The organism is Streptomyces genisteinicus (assembly GCF_014489615.1).
GTDB lineage: Bacteria > Actinomycetota > Actinomycetes > Streptomycetales > Streptomycetaceae > Streptomyces > Streptomyces genisteinicus.
In genome coordinates, this window is record NZ_CP060825.1 from 2,647,646 (window position 1) to 2,669,720 (window position 22,075).

Consider the following 22,075-nt stretch of genomic DNA (forward strand, 5'->3'; position numbering starts at 1 on the left):
CTTCCAGGAAAGGACGGACGCGACATGGCGGGTTCGGAACAGCGGGACACTCCGGATCCCGCGGCGGTCAGGCGCCACCCCATCCTCTTCCGCACCATCGAACAGCGGAGGAACCCCAAGCTCAGGCGGACGGACATCACCGTCACCGACGAAGCCGCCGTCAAGCGCGCCGTCAAGGCCGCCTCGCTCGGCAACGCCATGGAGTGGTTCGACTTCGGGATCTACAGCTACCTGGCCGTCACCATCGGCCACGTCTTCTTCCCGTCCGGCAACGACACCGCCCAGCTGCTGTCCTCGTTCGCCACCTTCGCCGTCGCCTTCCTGGTCAGGCCCCTCGGCGGCATGTTCTTCGGACCCATGGGCGACCGCATCGGCCGCAAGAAGGTCCTCGCCCTCACCATGATCCTCATGGCCGTCGGCACCTTCGCCATCGGCCTGATCCCCTCCTACGCCTCCATCGGCTTCTGGGCACCCGTCCTGCTGATCCTCTTCCGCCTGGTCCAGGGCTTCTCCACCGGCGGCGAGTACGGCGGCGCCTCCACCTTCATCGCCGAATACGCGCCCGACAAGCGCCGCGGCTTCTTCGGCAGCTTCCTCGAATTCGGCACCCTCGCCGGCTACGTCGGCGCCGCCGGCCTCGTCACCGCCCTCACCGCACTCCTCGGCGACGCCGCCATGGAGGACTGGGGCTGGCGCGTCCCGTTCCTCGTCGCCGGACCCCTCGGCCTCGTCGGCCTCTACCTGCGACTGCGCCTCGACGAGACCCCCGCCTTCCAGAAGCTGGAGGACGAGTCCGCCCACGCCTCCGAGGCCGCGGACACCGTCGAGACCACCACCAGGGGCGACCTCGCCAGGATCTTCCGCCAGTACTGGCCCACCCTGATCCTCTGCATCGCCCTCGTCGGCGCGTACAACATCACCGACTACATGCTGCTGTCCTACATGCCGACCTACCTCTCCGACGAGCTCGGCTACAGCGACACCCACGGCCTGCTCATCCTGCTCGGCGTGATGGTCGCCCTCATGGCCGTCATCAACCAGGTCGGCCGCCTCAGCGACCGCTTCGGCCGCAAGCCGCTCCTGATGACCGGCATGCTCGGCTTCCTCGTCCTGTCCGCCCCCGCCTTCCTCCTCATCGGACAGGGCGGCATCCCCGCCATCACCGCGGGCATGCTGATGCTCGGCCTCTCCCTGGTCTGCCTCCTCGGCACCATGTCCGCCGCGCTCCCCGCGCTCTTCCCCACCCAGGTCCGCTACGGCTCGCTCTCGGTCGGCTACAACCTCTCGGCGTCCCTCTTCGGCGGCACCACCCCCCTGGTGATCACCGCCCTCATCAGCTGGACCGGCAGCAACATGATGCCGGCCTACTACGCCATGGCCGCCGCGCTCGTCGGCGTGATCGCCGTCGCCTGCATGAAGGAGACCGCCCAGAAGCCCCTCGACGGCTCACCCCCCTCCGTCAGCACCAAGGAGGAGGCCGCCGACATGGTCATCGCCACCGCCCCCGACCCGAAGTTCTGACCCACCCGCCCCACCCCTCCCGGAACGCCCCGCCCCGCCCCCACCGCGGAGGCGGGGCGTCCGTTTTCCGTGCGTGACCGTCCGACAATCGGTTCGTTGAGCCGTACGGGTCATGAACGGGTGACCGGGAGGGGAGAACACGATGGGCGCGAGCCGGTATCCGAAGGAAGTGCTCGACACCACGGCGCGGGAGTCCCGGAGCATGAGCGAGATGATGACCCGGCTCGGTCTCGATCCGGGTGGAGCGACCCGCAAGTACCTCCGCGCACGCATGATCCGCCTCGGCGTCGACACCTCCCACTTCGAACGGGAGGGGGTGCGGTGGACCCGCGAGGTCCTCACCCCCGTGGTCGCGGCGTCGACGAGCATGTGCGAAGTGCTGAGACGCCTCGGGCTCGACATCGTGGGCGGTCACCACACGCACATCAGCAGGCGGGTCAGAGCGCTCGGCCTGGACACCTCGCACTTCGGAACGCCGGACCGGGCGGGCGGGACCCGACGGCGCTCCCCGTCCGCGGCCCTCGTGGTGCAGCCGCCCGACCGGTCGCGGCGCGTCCCCGGTGAACGCCTGCGCAGGGCGATGACCGGCGAAGGCGTCCCGGACCGCTGTGCCCTGTGCGGCACGGCGCCGTCCTGGCGCGATCGGCCGCTGACGCTGGAGGTCGACCACGTCGACGGGGACTGGCGGAACAACCGCATCGAGAACCTCCGGCTGCTCTGCCCCAACTGCCACGCGGTCACGGACACCTACCGGGGGCGCGCGAAACGCCCGGCCCCACCCGGCGCCGCGGAACGGCTCCGGGCCGCCGTCGCGGACTCAGTCACCGTGGCGGGAGCGCTGCGGCTGCTGGACCGCCCGGTCAGCCCCCGGCAGCGCGCGCTCTTCCGCGACCTCGTGGCGGAGCACGGTATCGACACGTCACACTTCCACCGTCAGGTCCACCGGCACAGGCAGCCCGTCGCCACGCCCCTGAGCGGCGAGGAGATCCTGGTGCGCCACGACCGCGGCCGGCGCACCAGGACGGCGGTCCTGCGCCGTGCGCTGGCGGCGACGGGCGTGCCCGAGCTGTGCGCCGGATGCGGGACCGGGCCCGGGTGGCACGGGCGGCGGCTGGTCCTGGAGATCGACCACGTCAACGGAGACCGGCACGACGACCGCCGCGAGAACCTCCGGCTGCTCTGCCCCAACTGCCACGCGGTGACCGGGACCTGGTGCAGGGGCGGATCACGCAAGCCGGTCGCTGCGCCGCGCGGCGCGGCCGTAGACTGACCGCAGCCGGCTGAGGCGCATGCCAGATCCGGGGCGGCCGTGGCGTAATTGGCAGCCGCGCAGGTCTTAGAAACCTGTGGGAGAGATCCCGTGGGGGTTCAAGTCCCCCCGGCCGCACATCGAGAGGGCCCCGCGCACATGTGCGCGGGGCCCTCGGCGTCTGTCAGATCCCCCCTCAGCCCAGCAGTTCCCGCACCACCGGGACGAGGGCGCGGAAGGCCTTGCCGCGGTGGCTGATGGCGTTCTTCTCGGCCGGGGTGAGTTCCGCACAGGTGCGGGTGTCGCCCTCGGGCTGGAGGATCGGGTCGTAGCCGAAGCCGTTGGTGCCATGGGGGACGCGGCGGAGGGTGCCCGTGAGGCGGCCCTCGACGACGCGTTCGGTGCCGTCGGGGAGGGCGAGGGCGGCGGCGCAGGTGAAGTGGGCGCCGCGGTGGGGGGTGTCGATGTCGAGGAGCTGGGCGAGGAGCAGGTCGAGGTTGGCCTGGTCGTTGCCGTGGGTGCCGGACCAGCGGGCGGAGAAGATGCCGGGGGCGCCGCCGAGGACGTCGACGCAGAGGCCGGAGTCGTCGGCGACGGCGGGCAGTCCGGTGGCGCGGGCGAGGGCGTGGGCCTTGAGGAGCGCGTTCTCCGCGAAGGTGACGCCGGTCTCCTTGACGTCGGGGATCTCGGGATAGGCCTCCGCGCCGACGAGTTCGTGGGTGATGCCCGCGTCGGCGAGGATGGCCTTCAGTTCGGTGATCTTGCCCGCGTTGCGGGTGGCGAGGATGAGTCGGGTCATGCCCCGATTATCCGGGGGTGCAGACCTTGCCGATCTCGGTGGCGGCGTCGGTGACGGGTGAGATGTCGGGGGTGGCGTCGCCGTTCTCGATGGCGGTGCGCACGTTGGTGACGCCGGCCGTGAGGTCGTCGACGGCCTTGCTGAGGTCGGCGTTGTCGGTCTTGTCGCCGAGGGTGCCGAGTTCGCGGTCGATGGCGTCGAGGGATTCCCTGGCCTGGGTGAGGTCGCTGGTGCCGGTGGCGACGGCGTCCTGGAGGTTGCCGACGCTGGTGGCGATGGCGTCGGCGGTCTCGACGCATTCGATGGCCTTGTCGAGTGCGGCGCAGCCGACGGTGGCGGGTACGAGCAGGGCGGCGGTGGCGATGCTGAGGGCGATACGTCGTCGCGCGGCCATGTGGAACGGTCCTCCCCGGGTGGTGGCCGGGCGCACGGTTCGGCCCGTGCGCCCGTACCGGTGTGGACGCCGGGGGGCGTGGTTCGGTTGCCCGGTCAGGCGAGGGCGTCGCGCTGGAGGGCGGCGAGGTCGGCGCAGCCGCCGGTGGCGAGGTCGAGGAGGGCGTTGAGTTCCTTGCGGTCGAAGGGTTCGGCCTCGGCAGTGCCCTGGACCTCGACGAAGCGGCCGTCGCCGGTGCAGACGACGTTCATGTCGGTCTCGGCGCGGACGTCCTCCTCGTAGCAGAGGTCGAGGAGGGGGGTGCCGTCGACGATGCCGACGCTGACGGCGGCGACGGTGCCGGTGAGGGGCTTGCGGCCGGCTTTGATCAGCTTCTTGCCCTGGGCCCAGGTGACGGCGTCGGCGAGGGCGACGTAGGCGCCGGTGATGGCGGCGGTGCGGGTGCCGCCGTCGGCCTGGAGGACGTCGCAGTCGAGGACGACGGTGTTCTCGCCGAGGGCCTTGTAGTCGATGACGGCGCGCAGGGAGCGGCCGATGAGGCGGCTGATCTCGTGGGTGCGGCCGCCGATCCTGCCGCGGACGGATTCGCGGTCGCCGCGGGTGTTGGTGGAGCGGGGGAGCATCGAGTACTCGCTGGTGACCCAGCCTTCGCCGCTGCCCTTGCGCCAGCGGGGCACGCCTTCGGTGAAGGAGGCGGTGCAGAAGACCTTGGTGTCGCCGAAGGAGACGAGGACGGAGCCCTCGGCGTGCTTGCTCCATCCGCGTTCGATGGTGACGGGGCGGAGCTGTTCGGGGGTGCGGCCGTCGATGCGTGACATGGGGACGAGCCTATCGGCAGATGGGTGAGGGGCCTGTTCCGGTTGATCGGTTCAGGCCCCTCGGGTGTGGTGCGCGGTGAGGTCAGCTCACATCATGTCTTCGATGTCGGCGGCGATGGGGTCGGCGTCGGTGCCGATGACGACCTGGATCGCGGTGCCCATCTTGACGACTCCGTGGGCTCCGGCGGCCTTGAGGGCGGCTTCGTCGACCTTGGCGGGGTCGACGACTTCGGTGCGGAGGCGGGTGATGCAGCCTTCGATCTCCTCGATGTTGTCGATTCCGCCGAGCCCGGCGACGATCTTCTCTGCCTTGCTGGCCATGTTGTCTCCCTGCGTTCGAGTGCGCTGAGCGCTGCCTCGGCCCACCGTTGATCACCGCTGGTCCGGTTTGTCACGGTAACGCACGGTTGGCCCACCTTCACGGGCGGGTTCCCGTCGCGTACCGAAGGATGACGATCACCGGTCCCCTGCCGTACGTGCCGTGCGGCGGGGCCGGCCGATTGCCGATGACTGGTCTACACCAGTCTTCAACGCCTGCCAAACAGAGCCTGTTCCGGGAGGACACCGATGAGCACCGAGAGTGCGGCAGCGCCGCAGCGCACGAGGTGGAACGGACTCTTCCAGGGGCTCCAGAAGGTGGGGCGCAGCCTTCAGCTCCCGGTCGCCGTGCTGCCGGCGGCCGGTCTGCTGGTCAGTCTCGGCAATCTCTTCGCGGCCTATCTGGACGGGCCGTTCTGGGAGAAGACGTCGAAGGTCCTGATCAACGGCGGTACCGGGATCCTGGACGGGGCGCTGGGGCTGCCGCTGCTGTTCTGCATCGGTGTCGCGATCGGTTTCGCGAAGAAGGCCGACGGGTCGACGGCGCTGGCCGCGGTGGCGGGCTTCCTCGTCTACTTCAACGTGCTGAAGGCGTTCCCGGTGGACGGGACGGTGACGGAGCTGACGCCGGACGGCACCCCGCAGAACCCGGGCGTGCTGGGCGGCATCCTGATCGGTCTGCTGACCGCGGTGATCTGGCAGCGCTATCACCGTACGAGGCTGGTGGACTGGCTGGGCTTCTTCAACGGCCGGCGGCTGGTGCCGATCATCATGGCGTTCGTCTGCTGCGCGCTGGGCGTGCTGTTCGGGCTGCTGTGGGAGCCGGTGGGCGACGCGCTGACCTGGTTCTCCAAGCAGCTCATCGACATGGGTGCGTGGGGTGCGGGCATCTTCGGTGTGGCGAACCGTCTGCTGATCCCGATCGGCATGCACCAGTTCCTGAACACGTTCTTCTGGTTCCAGGCGGGCGAGTACACGGACGAGGACGGCACCGGGGTGCAGGGCGACCTGACGCGCTTCTTCGCGGGCGACCCGGACGCGGGCCAGTTCATGTCCGGGTTCTTCCCGATCATGATGTTCGGTCTGCCGGCGGCGGCGCTGGCGATCACGCACTGCGCCCGGCCCGAGCACCGCAAGCGGGTGGCGGGGCTGATGTTCTCGGTCGCGCTGACGTCGTTCGTGACGGGCGTGACGGAGCCGCTGGAGTTCTCGTTCATGTTCGCGGCGCCGCTGCTGTACGGGCTGCACGCGCTGCTGACGGGTGCCTCGATGGCGATCACCTGGGCGCTGGGGGTGCACGCGGGCTTCAGCTTCTCGGCGGGGCTGATCGACTACGTCGTGAACTGGCATCTCGATACGAAGCCGTGGCTGATCCTGCCGATCGGCGCGGGCTTCGCGGTCGTCTACTACGTGCTGTTCAGAGTTTTGATCACGGCTTTCAATATTCCGACTCCGGGCCGGGAGCCGGACGAGGTGCAGGAGGAGATGGAGCGGGAGCAGACGAAGTAGCCGCGGCGGGAGCGGAACCGCAGCTCAGAGGGCCCCTGGATCCGACCGGATCCGGGGGTCCTCGTGCGTTTGACCGGATCGTTACCCCGGCGGGGAAATCCGAAGGTTCCTTATCTATCCCTCACCGTGCTACAACAGGTCTACACCACTCAGTGGTGTAGACCACGCGGTCCAGACCACTGCCGCGTTCCCCGTTTCGAGTCGCCGCCGACTCCCCCGTTGTGCACCCTTCGGCGGCGCCTTGCTCCCTGGAGGAAGTTGATGTCCACGGCCAGCGCCGCCCCCGCGGCGGACAAGAAGAAGCCGGGCGCCGGCGCCATGGCGGTGCTGCAGCGCATCGGCCGCAGCCTGATGCTGCCGGTCGCCGTGCTCCCGGCCGCCGCGCTGCTGGTCCGGCTCGGCAACAGCGACATGCTGGGCAGGGAGTCGTTCCCGGAGTTCGTCACCAAGATCGCCGGCTTCATGTCCGCGGGTGGCAACGCCATCCTCGACAACATGGCCCTGCTGTTCGCGGTGGGCATCGCGATCGGCTTCGCGAAGAAGGCCGACGGCTCGACCGCCCTCGCGGCCGTGACCGGATACCTCGTCTTCAAGAACGTGCTCGGCACGTTCACCGACGGCAGCCTCCCCGAGAAGGAGGCCATCGTCGACGGCAAGATCGTCATGGTCGAGCAGGCCGTCGACGCCAAGGTGCTCGGCGGTGTCGTCATGGGCATCGTCGTCGCGCTGCTCTACCAGCGCTTCTACCGCACCAAGCTCCCCGACTGGGCGGGCTTCTTCGGCGGCCGCCGGCTGGTCCCGATCCTCTCCGCCTTCGCGGGCCTGGTCATCGGCATCGCCTTCGGCTACATCTGGCCGGTCCTCGGCGCGGGCCTGCACCACTTCGGTGAGTGGCTGGTCGGCTCGGGCGCGGTCGGCGCCGGCATCTTCGGTGTCGCCAACCGCGGTCTGATCCCCGTCGGCATGCACCACCTGCTGAACTCCTTCCCGTGGTTCCAGGCGGGCGAGTACAACGGCAAGAGCGGCGACATCGCCCGCTTCCTGGAGGGCGACCCGACCGCCGGACAGTTCATGACCGGCTTCTTCCCGATCATGATGTTCGCGCTGCCCGCCGCCTGCCTGGCGATCGTGCACTGCGCCCGCCCCGAGCGCCGCAAGGTCGTCGGCGGCATGATGTTCTCCCTCGCGCTGACCTCCTTCGTCACCGGTGTCACCGAGCCGATCGAGTTCACGTTCATGTTCATCGCCCCGGTGCTGTACGCGATCCACGCGGTGCTCACCGGTGTCTCGATGGCGCTGACCTGGGCGCTGGGCATGAAGGACGGCTTCGGCTTCTCCGCCGGCGCGGTCGACTTCTTCCTCAACCTGGGCATCGCGACCAACCCGTGGGGCCTGGCGCTGGTCGGCCTCTGCTTCGCGGCGGTCTACTACGTGGTCTTCCGCTTCGCCATCACCAAGTTCAACCTGCCGACGCCGGGCCGCGAGTCCGACGAGGAGCTCGCCGAGCTCCAGAAGGCCGAGGCCAAGTAGCCTCCGGCCGTCACCGGCACACCGCGGAGCCCCGGGCCGTCAGGCCCGGGGCTCCGCCCGTGTGCGGGGTCCCGGCCCGGGGTGGTCAGGCCGGGGCCGCGTCGCCCGGGACGCAGAGGACCGGGACCGGCGACAGGTGCAGCAGCTTGTGCGGGGTGGACCCGAGCAGCGCGCCGCGCATCGGGCTCTCGCCGTAGGAGCCGACGACGATCACCCGGGCGCCGTGCCGGGCGGCGGCGTCCAGCAGCGCGGGGGCCGGGCGTTCGTCCAGGATCTCGACGGTGGTCGGCACCCCGGCCTCGTCCGCCACCGCGACCGCGTGCTCCAGTGCCGTGCGGCCCGCCTTGCGCAGGGCCTCGGAGTGGGAGGCGTACTCCTCCCCCATCGAGCCGGGGGCCGCCGCGCCGTACACCAGCACCAGCGGTTCGCCGAAGGCGGCGGCCACCTCGACGGCCACCCGCAGCGCCGGGACCGCGCCCGGGGACTCGTCGTATCCGAGGACGACCGGCATCTCAGGTCTCCTTCCCCGACGGCCCGGAGGTCCCGGACGGTCCGGAGGTCCCGGAGGCCGGCGGCGGTTTCGGCCCGCCGCCCCCGTGCCCGTGACCGCTGTCCCCGTGCCCGTGTCCGCCGCCGCCGCCGCCGTGCCCGTGTCCGCCGTGGGTCACGGCGTCCGGCCCGGCCACCGAGGGGCGCTCGCGCCAGAACGGGCCGCCCCTGATCCGCTGGACGATCATCACGACCACGCCGACCGCCACGATGACGATGCCGATGACCAGCGGCGGGCCGAGGCCGAACCAGGACACCCCGCTGTAGGAGTTCTCCGGGTCGGCCATGTCGCCGATCGACTCCACCAGCAGCCAGGCCAGCAGCCCGGCGCCGACCAGCGGTCCGAGGCCGATGAGCAGGAAGTTGCGCACGCTCTCGGTCAGCCGGTGCCGGTAGTAGACGGCGCAGGCCACCCCGGTGAGGGCGTAGTAGAAGGCGATGAGCAGCGACAGCGCGGTCAGCGAGTCGAAGAGGGCGTTCTCGCTGATCGCATTGACGACGAGGTACCAGACGATCGCGACCGCGGCGACGCCCCAGGTGCTGACGTCGGGGGTGCGGAAGCGGGGGTGGATGCGGGCCAGCGGGCCGGGGAGCGCTCCGCGCCGGGACATGGACAGCGCGGTGCGGGAGGCGGGGATGATCGTGGTCTGGGTGGAGGCGAGCGCGGACGTGGAGACCGCGAGCAGCACGACCCAGTCCCAGCCGCCCATGGCCTCGTTCGCGAGGACGGCGAAGATGAACTCCTCCTCGGCGGCGTTCTCCGCGAGGAAGGCGGGGCCGGCGTAGGCGACGACGGCGATCCCGACGGACAGGTAGGTGACCACCAGCACGATCGTGGACCAGATGCCGGCCTTGCCGGGTGCGCTGGCGGAGTCCTTGACCTCCTCGGTGAGGTTGACCGCGGACTCCCAGCCCCAGTACATGAAGACGCCGAGGAGCAGTCCTCCGGTGAGGGCGGCGCCGCCGGCGCCGAACGGGTCGAGCCAGGAGAAGGTCGGTTCGATGCCGTCGAGCGAGCCGGTCCCGGCGTAGACGCGGTAGAGCGCGACGGCGGCGAAGATCAGCAGGCACACGATCTGGGCGACGATCAGCACGTTCTGGACGCGGGCGGACGCCTCGGTGCCGATGACGCAGATCGCCGTCATGCCGATGATCAGCAGCACGGTGAGCAGCTGGCGGACGAGGTCGTTCTCGGCCCAGCTGTCGAGTCCGACGGTGAGGAGTCCGAAGCCGACGGCGACGTCGGCGAGCGAGCCGACGACGAGGACGCCGGTCATCATGATGGCCCAGCCGCCGAGCCAGCCGGCCCAGGGGCCCATGGCACGGGTCACCCAGGAGAAGGTGGTGCCGCAGTCCTGGTCGACGCGGTTGAGGTAGAAGAAGGCCGAGGCGATGAGCAGCATCGGGACGAAGGACGCGAGCACGACGCCGGGGGCGTAGATCCCGACGAGGGCCACGACGGGGCCGATGACGGCGGCCAGGGAGTAGGCCGGTGACGTCGAGTTGACGCCGATGACGAGGGCGTCGAAGAAGCCGATCGCGTTGTGCTTCAGTTCCGGTGGACGGGTTCCGGTGCTCTTGGGGAGGCCGGTTCCCGCGGGTTGTTCTGCCATGGTGCCCCCGCTGCGCGAGGCGTTGGAGCGGAGTGTTCCCGCACAATTCTGCCACCGGGCGGCGGCCCCGGCCCGGTGGCGGACCGCGGCCCCGGCGGCGGGGGCCGTCCGGGGCCGGGGGCGGCGGTGCGGGGCGTCAGATCTCGTAGACCGCGCCGGGCCGGGCGATCTCGGCGGGGCCGGTGTAGACCTCGCGGGCGTCGGCGAGGTTGCGGGCGCCGTCCGTCCAGGGCGGGATGTGGGTCAGCACCAGGCGCTTGACGCCGGCCTTGCGGGCGGACGCGCCGGCCTCGCGGCCGTTGAGGTGGAGGTCGGGGATGTCCTCCTTGCCGTGCACGAACGACGCCTCGCAGAGGTACAGGTCGGTGCCGGCCGCCAGTTCGTCGAGGGTGTCGCTGACGCCGGTGTCCCCGGAGTACGTGAGGGATCTGCCGCCGTGCTCGACGCGGATCGCGTACGTCTCGACGGGGTGGGCCATGCGTTCGGTGCGCACGGAGAAGGGGCCGATCTCGAAGCTGCCCGGCTTGAGGGTGTGGAAGTCGAAGACCTCGCTCATCGCGGACGCGGTGGGTGTGTCCGCGTACGCCGTGACCAGCCGTTGCTCGGTGCCCTCGGGTCCGTGGACCGGGATGGCGGGGCAGCGGCCGCCTTCGTGGCGGTAGTAGCGGGCCACGAAGTAGCCGCACATGTCGATGCAGTGGTCGGCGTGGAGATGGCTGAGGAAGATGGCGTCGAGGTCGTAGAGACCGCAGTGGCGCTGCAGTTCGCCGAGGGCGCCGTTGCCCATGTCGAGGAGCAGCCGGAAGCCGTCGGCCTCTACGAGGTAGCTCGAGCAGGCCGAATCCGCGGAAGGGAACGACCCCGAGCAACCGACGACGGTGAGCTTCATGGAGCTGGAACCTCCGTTGACGAAGGAGGGCTGGGGGAGGGTCGTGCGGTGCGTCGAGCGTAAGGCGCAAAAGGCCTGGTCGCTCCTCAGCGACGCTCTGTTGTGGGCGAACTCACCCCGTGACCGGGCCGGGCCGGACCGGGGATGCGCGGGACGGGCGAGGGTACCGTCTTCGCATGGACACGTGGTGGTGGCTCGCCGTGGGTGCGGTGGTCGTACTGGCGCTCGTGGCAGCGCTCTCGGACGGGATCGGGCGCCGTGGGCGGGGTGCCGGGCGGCGTCCGGCGGGCCGGGGGCGTCCGCCGGGGCGGCCGGGTGAGCGGCCGCGCGGGCGCGGTCAGCGGCGGTTGCCGGAGCCGGGCGAGATCTGGTGGGCCGAGGTGCCGTACGAGGACGGGCCGGGGTCGAAGGACCGGCCGTGTCTGGTGCTGTCGGTCCGGGGTGACGCGGTGCTGGTCGCGAAGATCACCAGCAGGCATCACGAGGAGCGGCCGGGGGTCGTCGCGCTGCCGCCGGGTTCGGTGGGGGACGCGCGGGGGCGGCGGAGCTACCTGGAGACGGACGAGTTGCGGACCGTGCGGCCGGCCGGCTTCCGCCGCCGGGTGGGCGCGGTCGATCCGGCGGTCTGGAGGAAGGTCAGGCATCTGGCCTGAGCGGGCACGTGCGACGGCCGCGGGCCGGGTGGTCCGTACCCCGGCGGGGTACGGACCACCCGGCCCGCAGCCGTGTCCGGTGTCAGGCCCAGAGCTGGCCCTGCACGGTCTCGATCGCCTCTTCGGTCGTCTTGGCGGTGTAGACGCCGGTGGACAGGTACTTCCAGCCGCCGTCGGCGACGACGAAGGCGATGTCGGCGCTCTCGCCGGCCTTGAGGGCCTTCCTGCCCACGCCGATCGCCGCGTGGAGTGCGGCTCCCGTGGAGACGCCGGCGAAGATGCCCTCCTGCTGGAGCAGTTCGCGGGTGCGGGTGACGGCGTCGGCCGAGCCGACGGAGAAGCGGGTGGTGAGCACGGAGGCGTCGTACAGCTCGGGGACGAAGCCCTCGTCGAGGTTGCGCAGCCCGTAGACGAGGTCGTCGTAGCGCGGTTCGGCGGCGACGATCTTCACGTCGGGCTTGTGTTCGCGCAGGTAGCGGCCGACTCCCATGAGGGTGCCGGTGGTTCCGAGGCCGGCCACGAAGTGGGTGATGGACGGCAGGTCGGCGAGGATCTCGGGGCCGGTGGTCGCGTAGTGGGCGCCGGCGTTCCCCGGGTTGCCGTACTGGTAGAGCATCACCCAGTCGGGGTTCTGCTCGGCGAGCTCCTTGGCCACGCGGACGGCGGTGTTGGAGCCGCCGGCCGCCGGGGAGGAGATGATCTCGGCGCCCCACATGGTGAGCAGGTCGCGGCGTTCCTGCGAGGTGTTCTCCGGCATGACGCAGACGATCCGGTAGCCCTTGAGCCGGGCCGCCATGGCGAGCGAGATGCCGGTGTTGCCGCTGGTGGGTTCGAGGATGGTGCAGCCGGGGGTGAGCCGGCCCTCCTTCTCGGCCTGCTCGACCATGTGGAGCGCGGGGCGGTCCTTGATCGAGCCGGTGGGGTTGCGGTCCTCCAGCTTGGCCCAGATGCGGACGTCGTCGGAGGGCGACAGGCGCGGCAGCCGGACCAGGGGCGTGTTGCCGACGGCCGCGAGGGGGGAGTCGTACCGCATCAGCGCATTCCACCGGCGACGGCGGGAAGAATCGTCACGTTGTCGCCGTCGGACAGTTCGGTGGAGATCCCGTCGAGGAAGCGGACGTCCTCGTCGTTGAGGTAGACGTTGACGAAGCGGCGGAGCTGGTCGCCGTCGACGATGCGCGCCTGGATGCCGGTGTGGCGGGTCTCGAGGTCGGCGAGCAGGTCGGCGAGGGTCTTCCCGTTGCCTTCGACGGCCTTGGCTCCGTCGGTGTAGCTGCGGAGGATGGTCGGGATGCGGACCTCGATGGCCATGGTGTGGGCTCCTGTCGGAAGGGTGGCGTAGGGGCGCGCGGCTCGGGCCCCCCGCGCGAGGGGGTGCTGCTGGGCTCGGTCGGCTCGTACGTCAGGCCGTGCGGGCGCGTACGAACGGGGCGCGCGCCGTACACATCGCGCTCTTGAGGCGGCACAGGTCGACGTGCAGCCGCGCAACGAGCAGCAGGGTGCTCGGCGTCTTGTCGCTCACGTCATGGACAACCATGCGGTCATCGTATCGATTCCCGGTCCGGGATCCGGAGTGTGATCTCACATGGCGGAAGGGTGCGGCTCAGCATGCGGTACCGCCGCGGTGGGGCGTCCGGTGCCGGGCCGGGTGCGGTGCGGGCCCGGCCCGGTGGGCGGTGCGTCTACTGGTACTCCTCGACGACCTTGACGTCTTCCTCCGTGATCACTCCGTCCACGATGCGGTACGACCGGAACTGGAAGGGGCCCGCGTCGTCGTGGTCCGCCGTGGAGACGAGGACGTAGTGGGCGCCCGGCTCGTTGGCGTAGGTGACGTCGGTGCGCGAGGGGTAGGCCTCGGTCGCGGTGTGGGAGTGGTAGATGATCACCGGCTCCTCGTCGTTGTCGTCGAGTTCGCGGTAGAGCTTCAGCAGGTCCGCGGAGTCGAACTCGTAGAACGTGGGCGAGCGGGCGGCGTTGAGCATGGGGATGAACCGCTCGGGACGGCCGGAGCCCTCCGGCCCTGCGACGACGCCGCACGCCTCGTCGGGGTGGTCCGCACGGGCGTGGTCGACGATCTGGTCGAACAGGGCACGGGTGATGGTCAGCATGCCCGACAGAATAGGCAGACGGCCTCCGGGTCGGGGATCCGGAGGCCGTCTGGTGAGACGGTGCGTGGGACGGCCGGGTCAGCGGCCGGCGTCCGCCGGCTGCCGGACCCGCTCGGCGATGCGCGGGTCGCGCTTCTTGAGCACCGCCCAGCCGGCGGCGAGGCAGACGGCCCAGCCGGCCGCCACGTACAGGCAGACGCGTGCGTCCTTGTCGTACGCGATCATGCAGGTCACGCCGATGAGGAAGAGCAGCGCGACCCAGCTGAACAGGGCGCCGCCGGGGGCGGGGAAGGACGAGGCGCGCAGGCGCCCGGCGTCGACCGCCGCGCGGTAGCGGATGTGGCTGACGAGGATCATCATCCAGGTCCAGATGCCGGCCGCGGTGGCGACGGAGGTGACGTAGAGGAACGCCTTCTCCGGGACGACGTAGTTGAGGACGACGCCGATGCCCATGAGGGCGACGGAGACACCGATGCCGACGGCGGGGGTGCGGCGGGCGTTCAGCTTGCCGAAGGACTGCGGGGCCTCGTTGTTGGCGGCGAGGTCGCGGAGCATCCGGCCGGTGGAGTACATGCCGGAGTTGCAGGACGACAGGGCCGCGGTGAGGACCACGAAGTTGACGATGCCGGCCGCGAGCGGGATGCCGATCTTGCCGAAGGCGTGGACGAACGGGCTCTCGCCCGCGGAGAACTCGGTCCACTTCACGACGGACAGGATGACCAGCAGGGCGCCGACGTAGAAGACGATGATGCGCCAGGGCAGCGTGTTGATGGCCTTGGGCAGGGTCTTCTCGGGGTTCTCGGACTCGCCCGCCGTGACGCCGACGAGCTCGACGGCGAGGTAGGCGAACATGACGCCCTGGAGGGTCATCAGGCTGGAGCCGATGCCGTTGGGGAAGAACCCGTCGTGCGACCAGAGGTTGGAGACGGTCGCGGTGTCACCGGCGTCCGAGAAGCCGAGGGTGAGGACGCCCAGGCCGATGACGATCATGCCGATGATCGCGGTGACCTTGATCATCGAGAACCAGAACTCGACCTCTCCGAAGATCTTGACCGAGATCAGGTTCACACCGAAGAGCACCACCAGGAAGACCAGGGCGCTGACCCATTGCGGGATGGCGGGGAACCAGAAGTGGATGTAGATGGCCGCCGCGGTGAGCTCGGCCATGCCGGTGACCACCCACATCAGCCAGTACGTCCAGCCGGTGACGAATCCGAAGAAGGGGCCGAGGAACTCACGCGCGTATTCGGCGAACGAACCTGAGACCGGCCGGTAGAGGAGCAGCTCTCCGAGCGCCCGCATGATGAAGAAGATGACGACGCCCGCGAGGGCGTACATGAGGATGATGCTCGGACCGGCCTTGGCGATGTTCGCCCCGGCGCCCATGAACAGGCCGACGCCGATGGCGCCGCCGATGGCGATCATCTGGACCTGACGGCTGCCGAGTCCGCGCTCGTAGCCTTCCTGCGAGGTGTTGCCCCCGGCCTCGTCGCCGGTGTTGTTGTCGACCTGCACCGAGGTCATGGTGGTGCGCCTTTCTCCATGCCGATCCGCCCCGCCGTGCGGCGGTCGCGGATCAGGTCCTGATCCCCCCGGATATGGATGGAGTGCCACCGGCGGTCTGCCGGTCCCAGCGCCCTCGGGAACAGGGGTGGCGTTCCCGAGCGGTCGTGAAGATTTATCACGGCCGCACCGCTGATCCGGTCGACGGAGTGTGGCGCACGCCACAGGAAGAAGCGGACATAAGAAACCCGCGTCGGCAAAACACACCGCGCGGTTGACGTGATCGTTATCCGGATTTGAGAGTCCGTTGAGCGAACCGGCCGTGGAGCCGTCGCGTCGCCGGCGCGACGGGACGGCTCCGGCGCCGCGTCACGGCATCAGGGTCTCGACGAGCGTCTCCTGGAGGGCGCCCAGCCAGAGGTAGGCCATCACCATCGGCTTGCGCGGGTCGGAGTCGGGCAGCCGGTAGAGGAGGCTGTTCTCGTCCTCGTCGCCGACGTCGAGACGGGTGCCGATGGTCAGGCGCAGGTCGTTGAGGGCACCGAGCCAGTGCCGGCAGTCCTCGCCGCCGAGTTCGAGCACGGCTCCGCCGTCGCCGGCCGGGGTGAGGGCGTCCAGGGTGCGGACCATCGCGAGCGCGTCGTCGCGCTTGCGGGAGCGCAGGTCGTTCTCGGTGAAGCGGCGGAACTCGGCCGAGGCGGCGCGCAGTTCCTTGTCCTCGGGGTCGTCGCCCGGCCCGCCGTACGCCTCGGGGAAGAGACGCGCGAGCGCCGGGTCGGAGGGCGGCTCGCTGGGGCCGTCGACGAAGAGCGCGGCGAGCGGGTCCTCGCCCTGGGCCGGTTCGTCGCCGGGCCCGATGAGTTCGAGGAGCTGGACGGCGAGGGAGCGCAGGATCGAGATCTCGACCTCGTCCAGCGCGACGGCCGCGCCGCCGCCCGCGAGCGGCTCGAAGTGGGAGCTCATGCGTTGCGGTCCTGGGAGAGCGTCGCCCAGAGCCCGTAGCCGTGCATCGCCTGCACGTCGCGCTCCATCTCCTCGCGGGTGCCGCTGGAGACGATCGCTCGCCCCTTGTGGTGGACGTCGAGCATCAGCTTGTGCGCCTTGTCCTTGGGATAGCCGAAGTACGCCTGGAACACGTAGGTGACGTAGCTCATCAGATTGACCGGGTCGTTGTGCACGATGGTCACCCAGGGCACGTCGGGCTCGGGGACGGCTGCGCTCTCCTCGGCCGACTCGGTCCGCTCGATCTCCAGTGGCACGGTCACTCCACCCATGCTGCCACCTGACACCCCCTGTCGCACAAACGGCCCTCCCCTCCCAAGGGGATCTCGTCAGATTGACGAAATGGGGTGTACGCTGACCGGCATGGCTGCACCCAACGGGGTCGTGGCCCCGGAGCACCGCCCGGCCGCCGGCCGGCACGAGACGAAGGCGCGAGGTTGATCGCCGTGGATGTTGCGGACCTTGGGCTGCCGGTGGACGTCCCGTCGACCGCGCTCTTCACCGACCAGTACGAGTTCACGATGGTTCAGGCGGCGCTGAAGTCCGGCACCGCCGACCGCCGCTCCGTCTTCGAGGTCTTCACCCGCCGCCTGCCCGAGGGCCGCCGGTACGGCGTGGTGGCGGGCACCGGCCGGCTCCTGGACGCCGTGGAGAACTTCCGGTTCGACGCCGGCGTCCTCGGCTTCCTGCGCGAGGCGGGCATCGTCGACGAGCCGACCCTCGCCTGGCTGGCCGACTACCGCTTCAGCGGGAACATCTGGGGCTACCCCGAGGGCGAGGTGTACTTCCCCGGCTCGCCGATCCTGCGGGTCGAGGGCTCCTTCGCCGAGTGCGTGCTGCTGGAGACGGTGATCCTCTCCGTCCTCAACCACGACTCGGCGATCGCCGCGGCCGCCTCCCGGATGTCCTCGGCGGCCGCCGGACGCCGGCTCATCGAGATGGGCGCCCGGCGCACCCACGAGCTCGCCGCGGTCGCCGCCTCCCGCGCCGCGTACGTCGGCGGCTTCGACTCGACGTCCGACCTGGCGGCCGGCTTCCGGTACGCCATCCCCACCGTGGGCACCAGCGCCCACGCGTTCACCCTGCTGCACGACAGCGAGCGCGGCGCCTTCCGGGCGCAGGTCGACTCGCTCGGCCGCGGCACGACGCTGCTGGTCGACACCTACGACGTGGCCGAGGCCGTGCGCACCGCCGTGGAGGTCGCGGGCCCCGAGCTCGGAGCGGTCCGCATCGACTCGGGCGACCTGCTGCTGGTGGCCCACCGGGTGCGCCGGCAGCTGGACGAGCTGGGGGCCGTCGACACCCGGATCGTGGTCACCTCCGACCTCGACGAGTACGCCATCGCCTCGCTCGCCGCCGCGCCGGTCGACGCGTACGGGGTGGGCACCCAGCTGGTGACCGGCAGCGGGCACCCGACGTGCTCGATGGTCTACAAGCTGGTGGCGCGCGCCCGCTCGGCCGACCCGGCGGCGCCCCTGGAGCCGGTCGCCAAGAAGTCGCTCGGCGGGAAGATGTCGATCGGCGGCCGCAAATGGGCGGCCCGCAGGCTCGACGAGCACGGCGTCGCCGAGGCGGAGGTCGTCGGCCTCGGGGAGGTGCCGGCGGAGCTGGCGGACCGGCAGCTGCTGGTCCCGCTGGTCACGGCGGGCGAGGTCGTCGGACGCGAGCCCCTGGACGCCGCCCGTGACCGCCACATCGCGGCGCGCTCGGCGCTGCCGATGTCGGCGATCCAGCTCTCCCGCGGCGAGCCGGTCCTCCCCACCGAGTACGCCTGACCCCGCGGGGCCGCCCGTGTGCGGCCCCGCCCCCTCCCGTGGGGCGGCCTCAGTGGCTACGCTCGGTAGTCCGGAAAGCCGCCCCCGAACGGACCCCCACCGAAGGACATGTCATGCACCGCGCGTTGATCGTCGTGGACGTCCAGAACGACTTCTGCGAGGGCGGCAGCCTCGCGGTGACCGGCGGCGCCGATGTCGCGGCCGCCGTCACCGAGCTGATCGGCCAGGCCCAGCCGGCGTACCGCCACGTGGTGGCCACCCGGGACCACCACATCGACCCGGGCGCCCACTTCTCCGAGCGGCCCGACTACGTCGACTCCTGGCCGCGGCACTGCGTCGCGGGCACCGAGGGCGTCGGCTTCCACCCGAACTTCGCCCCGGCGGTCGCCTCGGGCGCCGTCGCCGCCGTCTTCGACAAGGGTGCCTACGCGGCCGCGTACAGCGGCTTCGAGGGCGCCGACGAGAACGGCGTCACGCTGGCCGACTGGCTGCGGGCCCGGCACGTCACCGAGGTGGACGTGGTCGGCATCGCCACCGACCACTGCGTACGGGCCACCGCGCTGGACTCGGCCCGCGAGGGCTTCACCACCCGCGTCCTGCTGGACCTGACCGCGGGCGTGGCCGCCGAGACGACCGACCGCGCGCTGGAGCAGCTGCGCGGGGCGGGCGTGGAGCTCACCGGCAAGCCGGTCGTCCGCTGACCGACGGCCCGCCGGACGCCCCTGACCTGCGGCGACGCGCTGCCGGTGACGGATCTGCCGCGGTGCACTGCCGGTCCCTGACCTGCGGCGATGCGGTTCACGGTCCCTGACCTGCGGCGACGCGCTGCCGGTCGCTGCCCTGCGGCGATGCGGGTCCCGGTACCGCCGGGAGCCGCGCCGTCCGGCCGGTGGGCGGGAGCGCGGGCCGCGTCAGCCCTGGGGGGCGGGCCTGCGCAGGGCCCGTATCGGGTGCCAGAGCTCCTGCGGGCGGCCCTCGTCGGTGCGCCAGAGCAGGCCGTCGGGGTGGTGCAGCACGGCCGTGATCTCGTCCGGCGTCGGCGGCTCCGCGTTGCCCCGGAGGTAGACCGCGCGCAGTCCGAGGTTGCGGAGCCTGGTCAGGGCCCGCGCCCGGTTCGCGGCGTGCACCAGGAAACGGACCGAGGTCCCGTCGCCGGCCGGATTCGGCAGGCTGAGCGCGACGACGACACTGCCTCCTGGCAACTTCGAAAAACCTCCGCCGGGCATGCGGAACCACTCCCCCGTGAGTTCGCTGTCAATAAGAACCTCGTCCCCCGCACCTAAACACGATCGGCCGCCGCCCGCTAGAGGGCGACGGCCGATTACGCTCTGACCTGCGACGATGCAGACTACTTGGTCGACGGACCGACCTTCACCGTGATCGTCTGGCCGCTCTTCGGCTCCTTGACGATCGAAATCTGGGTGTTGGTGTCAGTTACCTTGACGCTGCCCGTCGGGTTCTCCGGGTACCAGTAGACGCCCTTCTTGTCGTCGAAGACCGACACCCCGCGCTGCGACGGGATCCGCAGCGCCACGTCCTTGTTGTGGAGCGTGAACGCGTCGGTGCGGTACAGGCTGAACGACGAGTCGAACGTCTGGATCTTGTTGCGGAGCAGCGAGCCGTCGGCCCACTTCATCGGCTTGGCGTGGGCGTCCACCGGAAGGATCAGACCCTGGCCCGGGTGGGCGGAGGTGTTGTTGTCCTTCTGGGAGGTGTCCCACTGCCAGATCATCAGGCCGTTCTGGTACGGGTAGTGCTCGACCCACGCGTCCTTCGGCGCCTTGAAGCCGAAGTTGTACGGGCCGACCCGCAGGGTCTCGTCGTACGAGACGTACTGGCGGTTCTCGGCGATGTAGTACTGCTCGTACTCGAGCGTGAAGGACTCGCCGATGCGGTTGAAGCCCTTGGCGGCCCATCCGGCGTCGTCGCCCTCGGCGTTGTCCGAGAAGAGCACGGCGCCGTCGGCGTTGACGGTGATGGCGTCGGCCGCGAAGCCCTTGCCGGCCACGCCGCCGTCGGTCTGGTAGCGGAAGCGGACGTCGATCTTCTTGCCCGCGTAGGCGTCCAGCGAGTAGACGAGCTTCTTGTGCGCGCCGGAGACACCGGTCAGGGCCGGCTTGTCGCCCGCGTCGCGCGGAATCGCCTTGCCGTCCGCGGTGCCGTCGACGGGCGTCCAGTTGGCGCCGCCGTCGGTGGAGACCTCGGCGTACAGGTAGTCGTAGTTCTCCTCGATGTCCCACCAGCCGGTGAGGTCGAGGGAGGCCGCGGACTTGCCGGTGAGGTCGACCGACCGGGTCAGGGTGTTCTTGAGGTCGTCGCCCATGTCGCTCCACCACTGCTTGGAGCCCTCGGCGGGCTTCACGACAGTCGTGGTGACCGGCTTCTTCGGCAGCTCGACGACGAGCGCCTGCGGCTTCTTGGTGTTGTACGCCGACACGCCCAGGGTGTGGGTGGACTTCGTCGCCGCCTTGGCCGTCTCGTAGTTGAGCCAGCCGAGCTGGAGCTTGTCCCAGGCGGTCATGTCGCCGGGGAGGTCGCCGATGGAGTCCTTGCCGGTGCCGAGCCAGGATCCGGCCGACATCAGGGTCCAGTAGCCGGTGGAGTTCTCGCCGCCGCCGGAGGTGTCGTAGTGGTCCGGCAGACCGAGGTCGTGGCCGTACTCGTGGGCGAAGACGCCGAGGCCGCCGTTCTCCGGCTGCATGGTGTAGTCGCCGACCCAGATGCCGGTGTCGCCGATCTGGGTGCCGCCGGCCTTGTTGCCGGCGGGGCCGGACTTGCCGGCGTCGGTGCCGTACGCGTACCAGCGGTGGGCCCACAGGGCGTTCTCGCCCTGGGCGCCGCCGCCCGCCGACTCGTCCTCGCCCGCGTGGACGATCTGGAAGTGGTCGATGTACCCGTCGGACTCGTTGAAGTTGCCGTCGCCGTCGAAGTCGTAGCGGTCCCACTCGTCGTAGGCGGCGAGCTGCTGCTTGATCTCGGCGTCGGTCGCGCCCTTGGCCTTCTGGTCGGCGACCCAGGCGGTCACGCCGTCGCGGACGGTGTCCCACACGTTGGCGCAGTTGGTGTCGCCGCAGTAGTTGGAGCCGTAGCGGGCCTCGTTGTAGTCGACCTTGACCCAGTCGGAGACGGCGCCGTCGACCGAGTACCGGCCGGACGAGGTCTTCTCGTAGTAGGTCTTCAGGGACTGCTTCGGCTTGCCGTTGCGGTCCTTGCCGGTGCCGAAGTACAGGTCCTCGAAGTGCTTCTGGTCGTAGTCCGCCTGCCAGGCCGTCGAGTTGTCGACCTTGCGGTCGGGCTTCGCGATCTGGTTGTGGAGGGGGCCGGGCTCGCCGCCGTACTTCTTGACGGGGGCCTCGGGGCCGTCCGGACCGTCCGGGTCGTACATCGTGGTGTCGTCGACCTTGTCGCCGAACTCCACGAGGATGGTGAAGATCTTGTCCGTCTTCTCGCGGGCGAGCTCGACGTACTTCTTGTCGTCGAGCTTGACGACCTTGGAGCCGCCGCGCGTCTGCACGGTGGCGTCGCCGGATATGACCTGCTCCAGGGCGGCCTGGCGCTGCTGCTCCTGCTGCTTGCTGAAGGGGCCTTCGAGGTCGTGCTCGACGTGGCCCTTGTGCGGAGCGGGGTCGTGCCGCTCGATGGCCGCAGGGCCCGACGACTTCGGGCCGTCGGCCTGGGCGAAGGTGAACGCCGAAGCCGTGGCGGTCGTCGCGGCGAGCGCCACGACGACGGCGGATGCTCTGAACGTCCGTCGCTTGCTGGTCACTTGATGGTGTCCTCCCCCGCGTCCCGTCGCCGCCGCGGACCGGTTGGTGGGGTCGTCCGCGCGCGCGGTGTACGCGTCT

Annotated in this window: 22 protein-coding genes, 1 tRNA gene and 1 pseudogene; 8 read left to right on the forward strand and 16 right to left on the reverse strand. The window is 70.5% G+C overall.

What is annotated here, in order from left to right:
- Positions 1 to 24: 24 nt before the first annotated feature.
- The 3 genes and pseudogenes from proP to IAG43_RS11570 all read left to right on the forward strand — a co-directional run bounded on the left by proP (position 25) and on the right by IAG43_RS11570 (position 2,908).
- Complete coding sequence (gene proP / locus IAG43_RS11560) at positions 25 to 1,521, forward strand: glycine betaine/L-proline transporter ProP (protein ID WP_187740662.1); 1,497 nt, start codon at positions 25 to 27, stop codon at positions 1,519 to 1,521.
- Positions 1,522 to 1,663: 142 nt separating this feature from the next.
- Positions 1,664 to 2,308, forward strand: a pseudogene (locus tag IAG43_RS34435) (HNH endonuclease signature motif containing protein); the annotation flags it as partial.
- 516 nt (positions 2,309 to 2,824) lie between these two features.
- Positions 2,825 to 2,908, forward strand: a tRNA-Leu gene (locus IAG43_RS11570).
- A 58-nt stretch (positions 2,909 to 2,966) separates the two neighbouring features.
- On the opposite strand, the gene rdgB is transcribed toward IAG43_RS11570, so the two are convergent.
- From rdgB to IAG43_RS11590, 4 genes are all read right to left on the reverse strand, one after another.
- Complete coding sequence (gene rdgB, locus IAG43_RS11575) at positions 2,967 to 3,569, reverse strand: RdgB/HAM1 family non-canonical purine NTP pyrophosphatase (RefSeq protein ID WP_187740664.1); 603 nt, start codon at positions 3,567 to 3,569, stop codon at positions 2,967 to 2,969.
- Positions 3,570 to 3,576: 7 nt separating this feature from the next.
- Complete coding sequence (locus tag IAG43_RS11580; protein WP_187740665.1) at positions 3,577 to 3,963, reverse strand: hypothetical protein; 387 nt, start codon at positions 3,961 to 3,963, stop codon at positions 3,577 to 3,579.
- A gap of 95 nt (positions 3,964 to 4,058) precedes the next feature.
- Entirely contained in the window at positions 4,059 to 4,781 is a 723-nt protein-coding gene (gene rph, locus IAG43_RS11585; RefSeq protein WP_187740666.1) for a ribonuclease PH, read from the reverse strand.
- An 87-nt stretch (positions 4,782 to 4,868) separates the two neighbouring features.
- Entirely contained in the window at positions 4,869 to 5,147 is a 279-nt protein-coding gene (locus IAG43_RS11590) for a PTS sugar transporter subunit IIB (RefSeq protein WP_187740667.1), read from the reverse strand.
- 201 nt (positions 5,148 to 5,348) lie between these two features.
- On the opposite strand from IAG43_RS11590, the gene IAG43_RS11595 reads away from it, so the two are divergent.
- Together IAG43_RS11595 and IAG43_RS11600 are read left to right on the forward strand one after the other, a co-directional pair.
- Positions 5,349 to 6,608, forward strand: coding sequence for a PTS transporter subunit EIIC (locus tag IAG43_RS11595; RefSeq protein ID WP_187740668.1), 1,260 nt, complete (start codon positions 5,349 to 5,351; stop codon positions 6,606 to 6,608).
- A 261-nt stretch (positions 6,609 to 6,869) separates the two neighbouring features.
- Positions 6,870 to 8,138, forward strand: coding sequence for a PTS transporter subunit EIIC (locus tag IAG43_RS11600; RefSeq protein ID WP_187740669.1), 1,269 nt, complete (start codon positions 6,870 to 6,872; stop codon positions 8,136 to 8,138).
- Positions 8,139 to 8,223: 85 nt separating this feature from the next.
- Here IAG43_RS11600 and IAG43_RS11605 read toward each other — a convergent pair whose 3' ends face one another.
- From IAG43_RS11605 to IAG43_RS11615, 3 genes are all read right to left on the reverse strand, one after another.
- Complete coding sequence (locus IAG43_RS11605; RefSeq protein ID WP_187740670.1) at positions 8,224 to 8,649, reverse strand: universal stress protein; 426 nt, start codon at positions 8,647 to 8,649, stop codon at positions 8,224 to 8,226.
- A gap of 1 nt (position 8,650) precedes the next feature.
- Positions 8,651 to 10,300 (reverse strand): APC family permease, encoded by a 1,650-nt coding sequence (locus tag IAG43_RS11610; protein ID WP_187740671.1) that lies wholly within the window; start codon positions 10,298 to 10,300, stop codon positions 8,651 to 8,653.
- Between the two features lie 136 nt (positions 10,301 to 10,436).
- Positions 10,437 to 11,189 carry an MBL fold metallo-hydrolase gene (locus IAG43_RS11615; RefSeq protein ID WP_187740672.1) on the reverse strand — a complete coding sequence of 251 codons (753 nt, stop codon included), beginning with the start codon at positions 11,187 to 11,189 and terminating at the stop codon, positions 10,437 to 10,439.
- Positions 11,190 to 11,365: 176 nt separating this feature from the next.
- Here IAG43_RS11615 and IAG43_RS11620 point away from each other — a divergent pair, with 176 nt between their 5' ends.
- On the forward strand, positions 11,366 to 11,842 hold the full coding sequence (locus tag IAG43_RS11620) for a type II toxin-antitoxin system PemK/MazF family toxin (RefSeq protein WP_187740673.1): 477 nt from the start codon (positions 11,366 to 11,368) through the stop codon (positions 11,840 to 11,842).
- Positions 11,843 to 11,924: 82 nt separating this feature from the next.
- Here the strand turns inward: IAG43_RS11620 and IAG43_RS11625 are convergent, their stop codons facing one another.
- The 7 genes from IAG43_RS11625 to clpS all read right to left on the reverse strand — a co-directional run bounded on the left by IAG43_RS11625 (position 11,925) and on the right by clpS (position 16,727).
- Positions 11,925 to 12,875, reverse strand: coding sequence for a PLP-dependent cysteine synthase family protein (locus IAG43_RS11625; protein WP_187740674.1), 951 nt, complete (start codon positions 12,873 to 12,875; stop codon positions 11,925 to 11,927).
- Complete coding sequence (locus IAG43_RS11630) at positions 12,875 to 13,153, reverse strand: MoaD family protein (RefSeq protein WP_187740675.1); 279 nt, start codon at positions 13,151 to 13,153, stop codon at positions 12,875 to 12,877. Before IAG43_RS11630 ends, IAG43_RS11625 begins: the two co-directional genes overlap by 1 nt.
- A gap of 91 nt (positions 13,154 to 13,244) precedes the next feature.
- Positions 13,245 to 13,379 carry a putative leader peptide gene (locus IAG43_RS11635; RefSeq protein ID WP_343075582.1) on the reverse strand — a complete coding sequence of 45 codons (135 nt, stop codon included), beginning with the start codon at positions 13,377 to 13,379 and terminating at the stop codon, positions 13,245 to 13,247.
- A gap of 145 nt (positions 13,380 to 13,524) precedes the next feature.
- Positions 13,525 to 13,950, reverse strand: a complete 426-nt coding sequence (locus IAG43_RS11640) for a M67 family metallopeptidase (protein ID WP_187740677.1) — start codon at positions 13,948 to 13,950, stop codon at positions 13,525 to 13,527.
- A 78-nt stretch (positions 13,951 to 14,028) separates the two neighbouring features.
- Entirely contained in the window at positions 14,029 to 15,474 is a 1,446-nt protein-coding gene (locus tag IAG43_RS11645; RefSeq protein ID WP_187740678.1) for an amino acid permease, read from the reverse strand.
- Positions 15,475 to 15,822: 348 nt separating this feature from the next.
- Positions 15,823 to 16,416 (reverse strand): DUF2017 domain-containing protein, encoded by a 594-nt coding sequence (locus IAG43_RS11650; RefSeq protein ID WP_187740679.1) that lies wholly within the window; start codon positions 16,414 to 16,416, stop codon positions 15,823 to 15,825.
- The gene (clpS, locus tag IAG43_RS11655) at positions 16,413 to 16,727 is read right to left on the reverse strand and encodes an ATP-dependent Clp protease adapter ClpS (RefSeq protein WP_187740680.1); all 315 of its coding nucleotides are present in this window, start codon (positions 16,725 to 16,727) and stop codon (positions 16,413 to 16,415) included. The genes IAG43_RS11650 and clpS overlap by 4 nt, the downstream gene beginning before the upstream one ends.
- Before the next feature lie 174 nt (positions 16,728 to 16,901).
- Here clpS and IAG43_RS11660 point away from each other — a divergent pair, with 174 nt between their 5' ends.
- Both IAG43_RS11660 and IAG43_RS11665 read left to right on the forward strand, forming a co-directional pair.
- Positions 16,902 to 18,230: a nicotinate phosphoribosyltransferase gene (locus tag IAG43_RS11660; RefSeq protein ID WP_187740681.1), complete on the forward strand. Its 1,329-nt coding sequence runs from the start codon at positions 16,902 to 16,904 to the stop codon at positions 18,228 to 18,230.
- 113 nt (positions 18,231 to 18,343) lie between these two features.
- Positions 18,344 to 18,931 carry an isochorismatase family protein gene (locus IAG43_RS11665; RefSeq protein WP_187740682.1) on the forward strand — a complete coding sequence of 196 codons (588 nt, stop codon included), beginning with the start codon at positions 18,344 to 18,346 and terminating at the stop codon, positions 18,929 to 18,931.
- 210 nt (positions 18,932 to 19,141) lie between these two features.
- Here the strand turns inward: IAG43_RS11665 and IAG43_RS11670 are convergent, their stop codons facing one another.
- Positions 19,142 to 19,456 (reverse strand): hypothetical protein, encoded by a 315-nt coding sequence (locus IAG43_RS11670; RefSeq protein ID WP_187740683.1) that lies wholly within the window; start codon positions 19,454 to 19,456, stop codon positions 19,142 to 19,144.
- A gap of 122 nt (positions 19,457 to 19,578) precedes the next feature.
- Entirely contained in the window at positions 19,579 to 21,996 is a 2,418-nt protein-coding gene (locus tag IAG43_RS11675) for an immune inhibitor A domain-containing protein (RefSeq protein ID WP_187740684.1), read from the reverse strand.
- Positions 21,997 to 22,075: the final 79 nt, after the last annotated feature.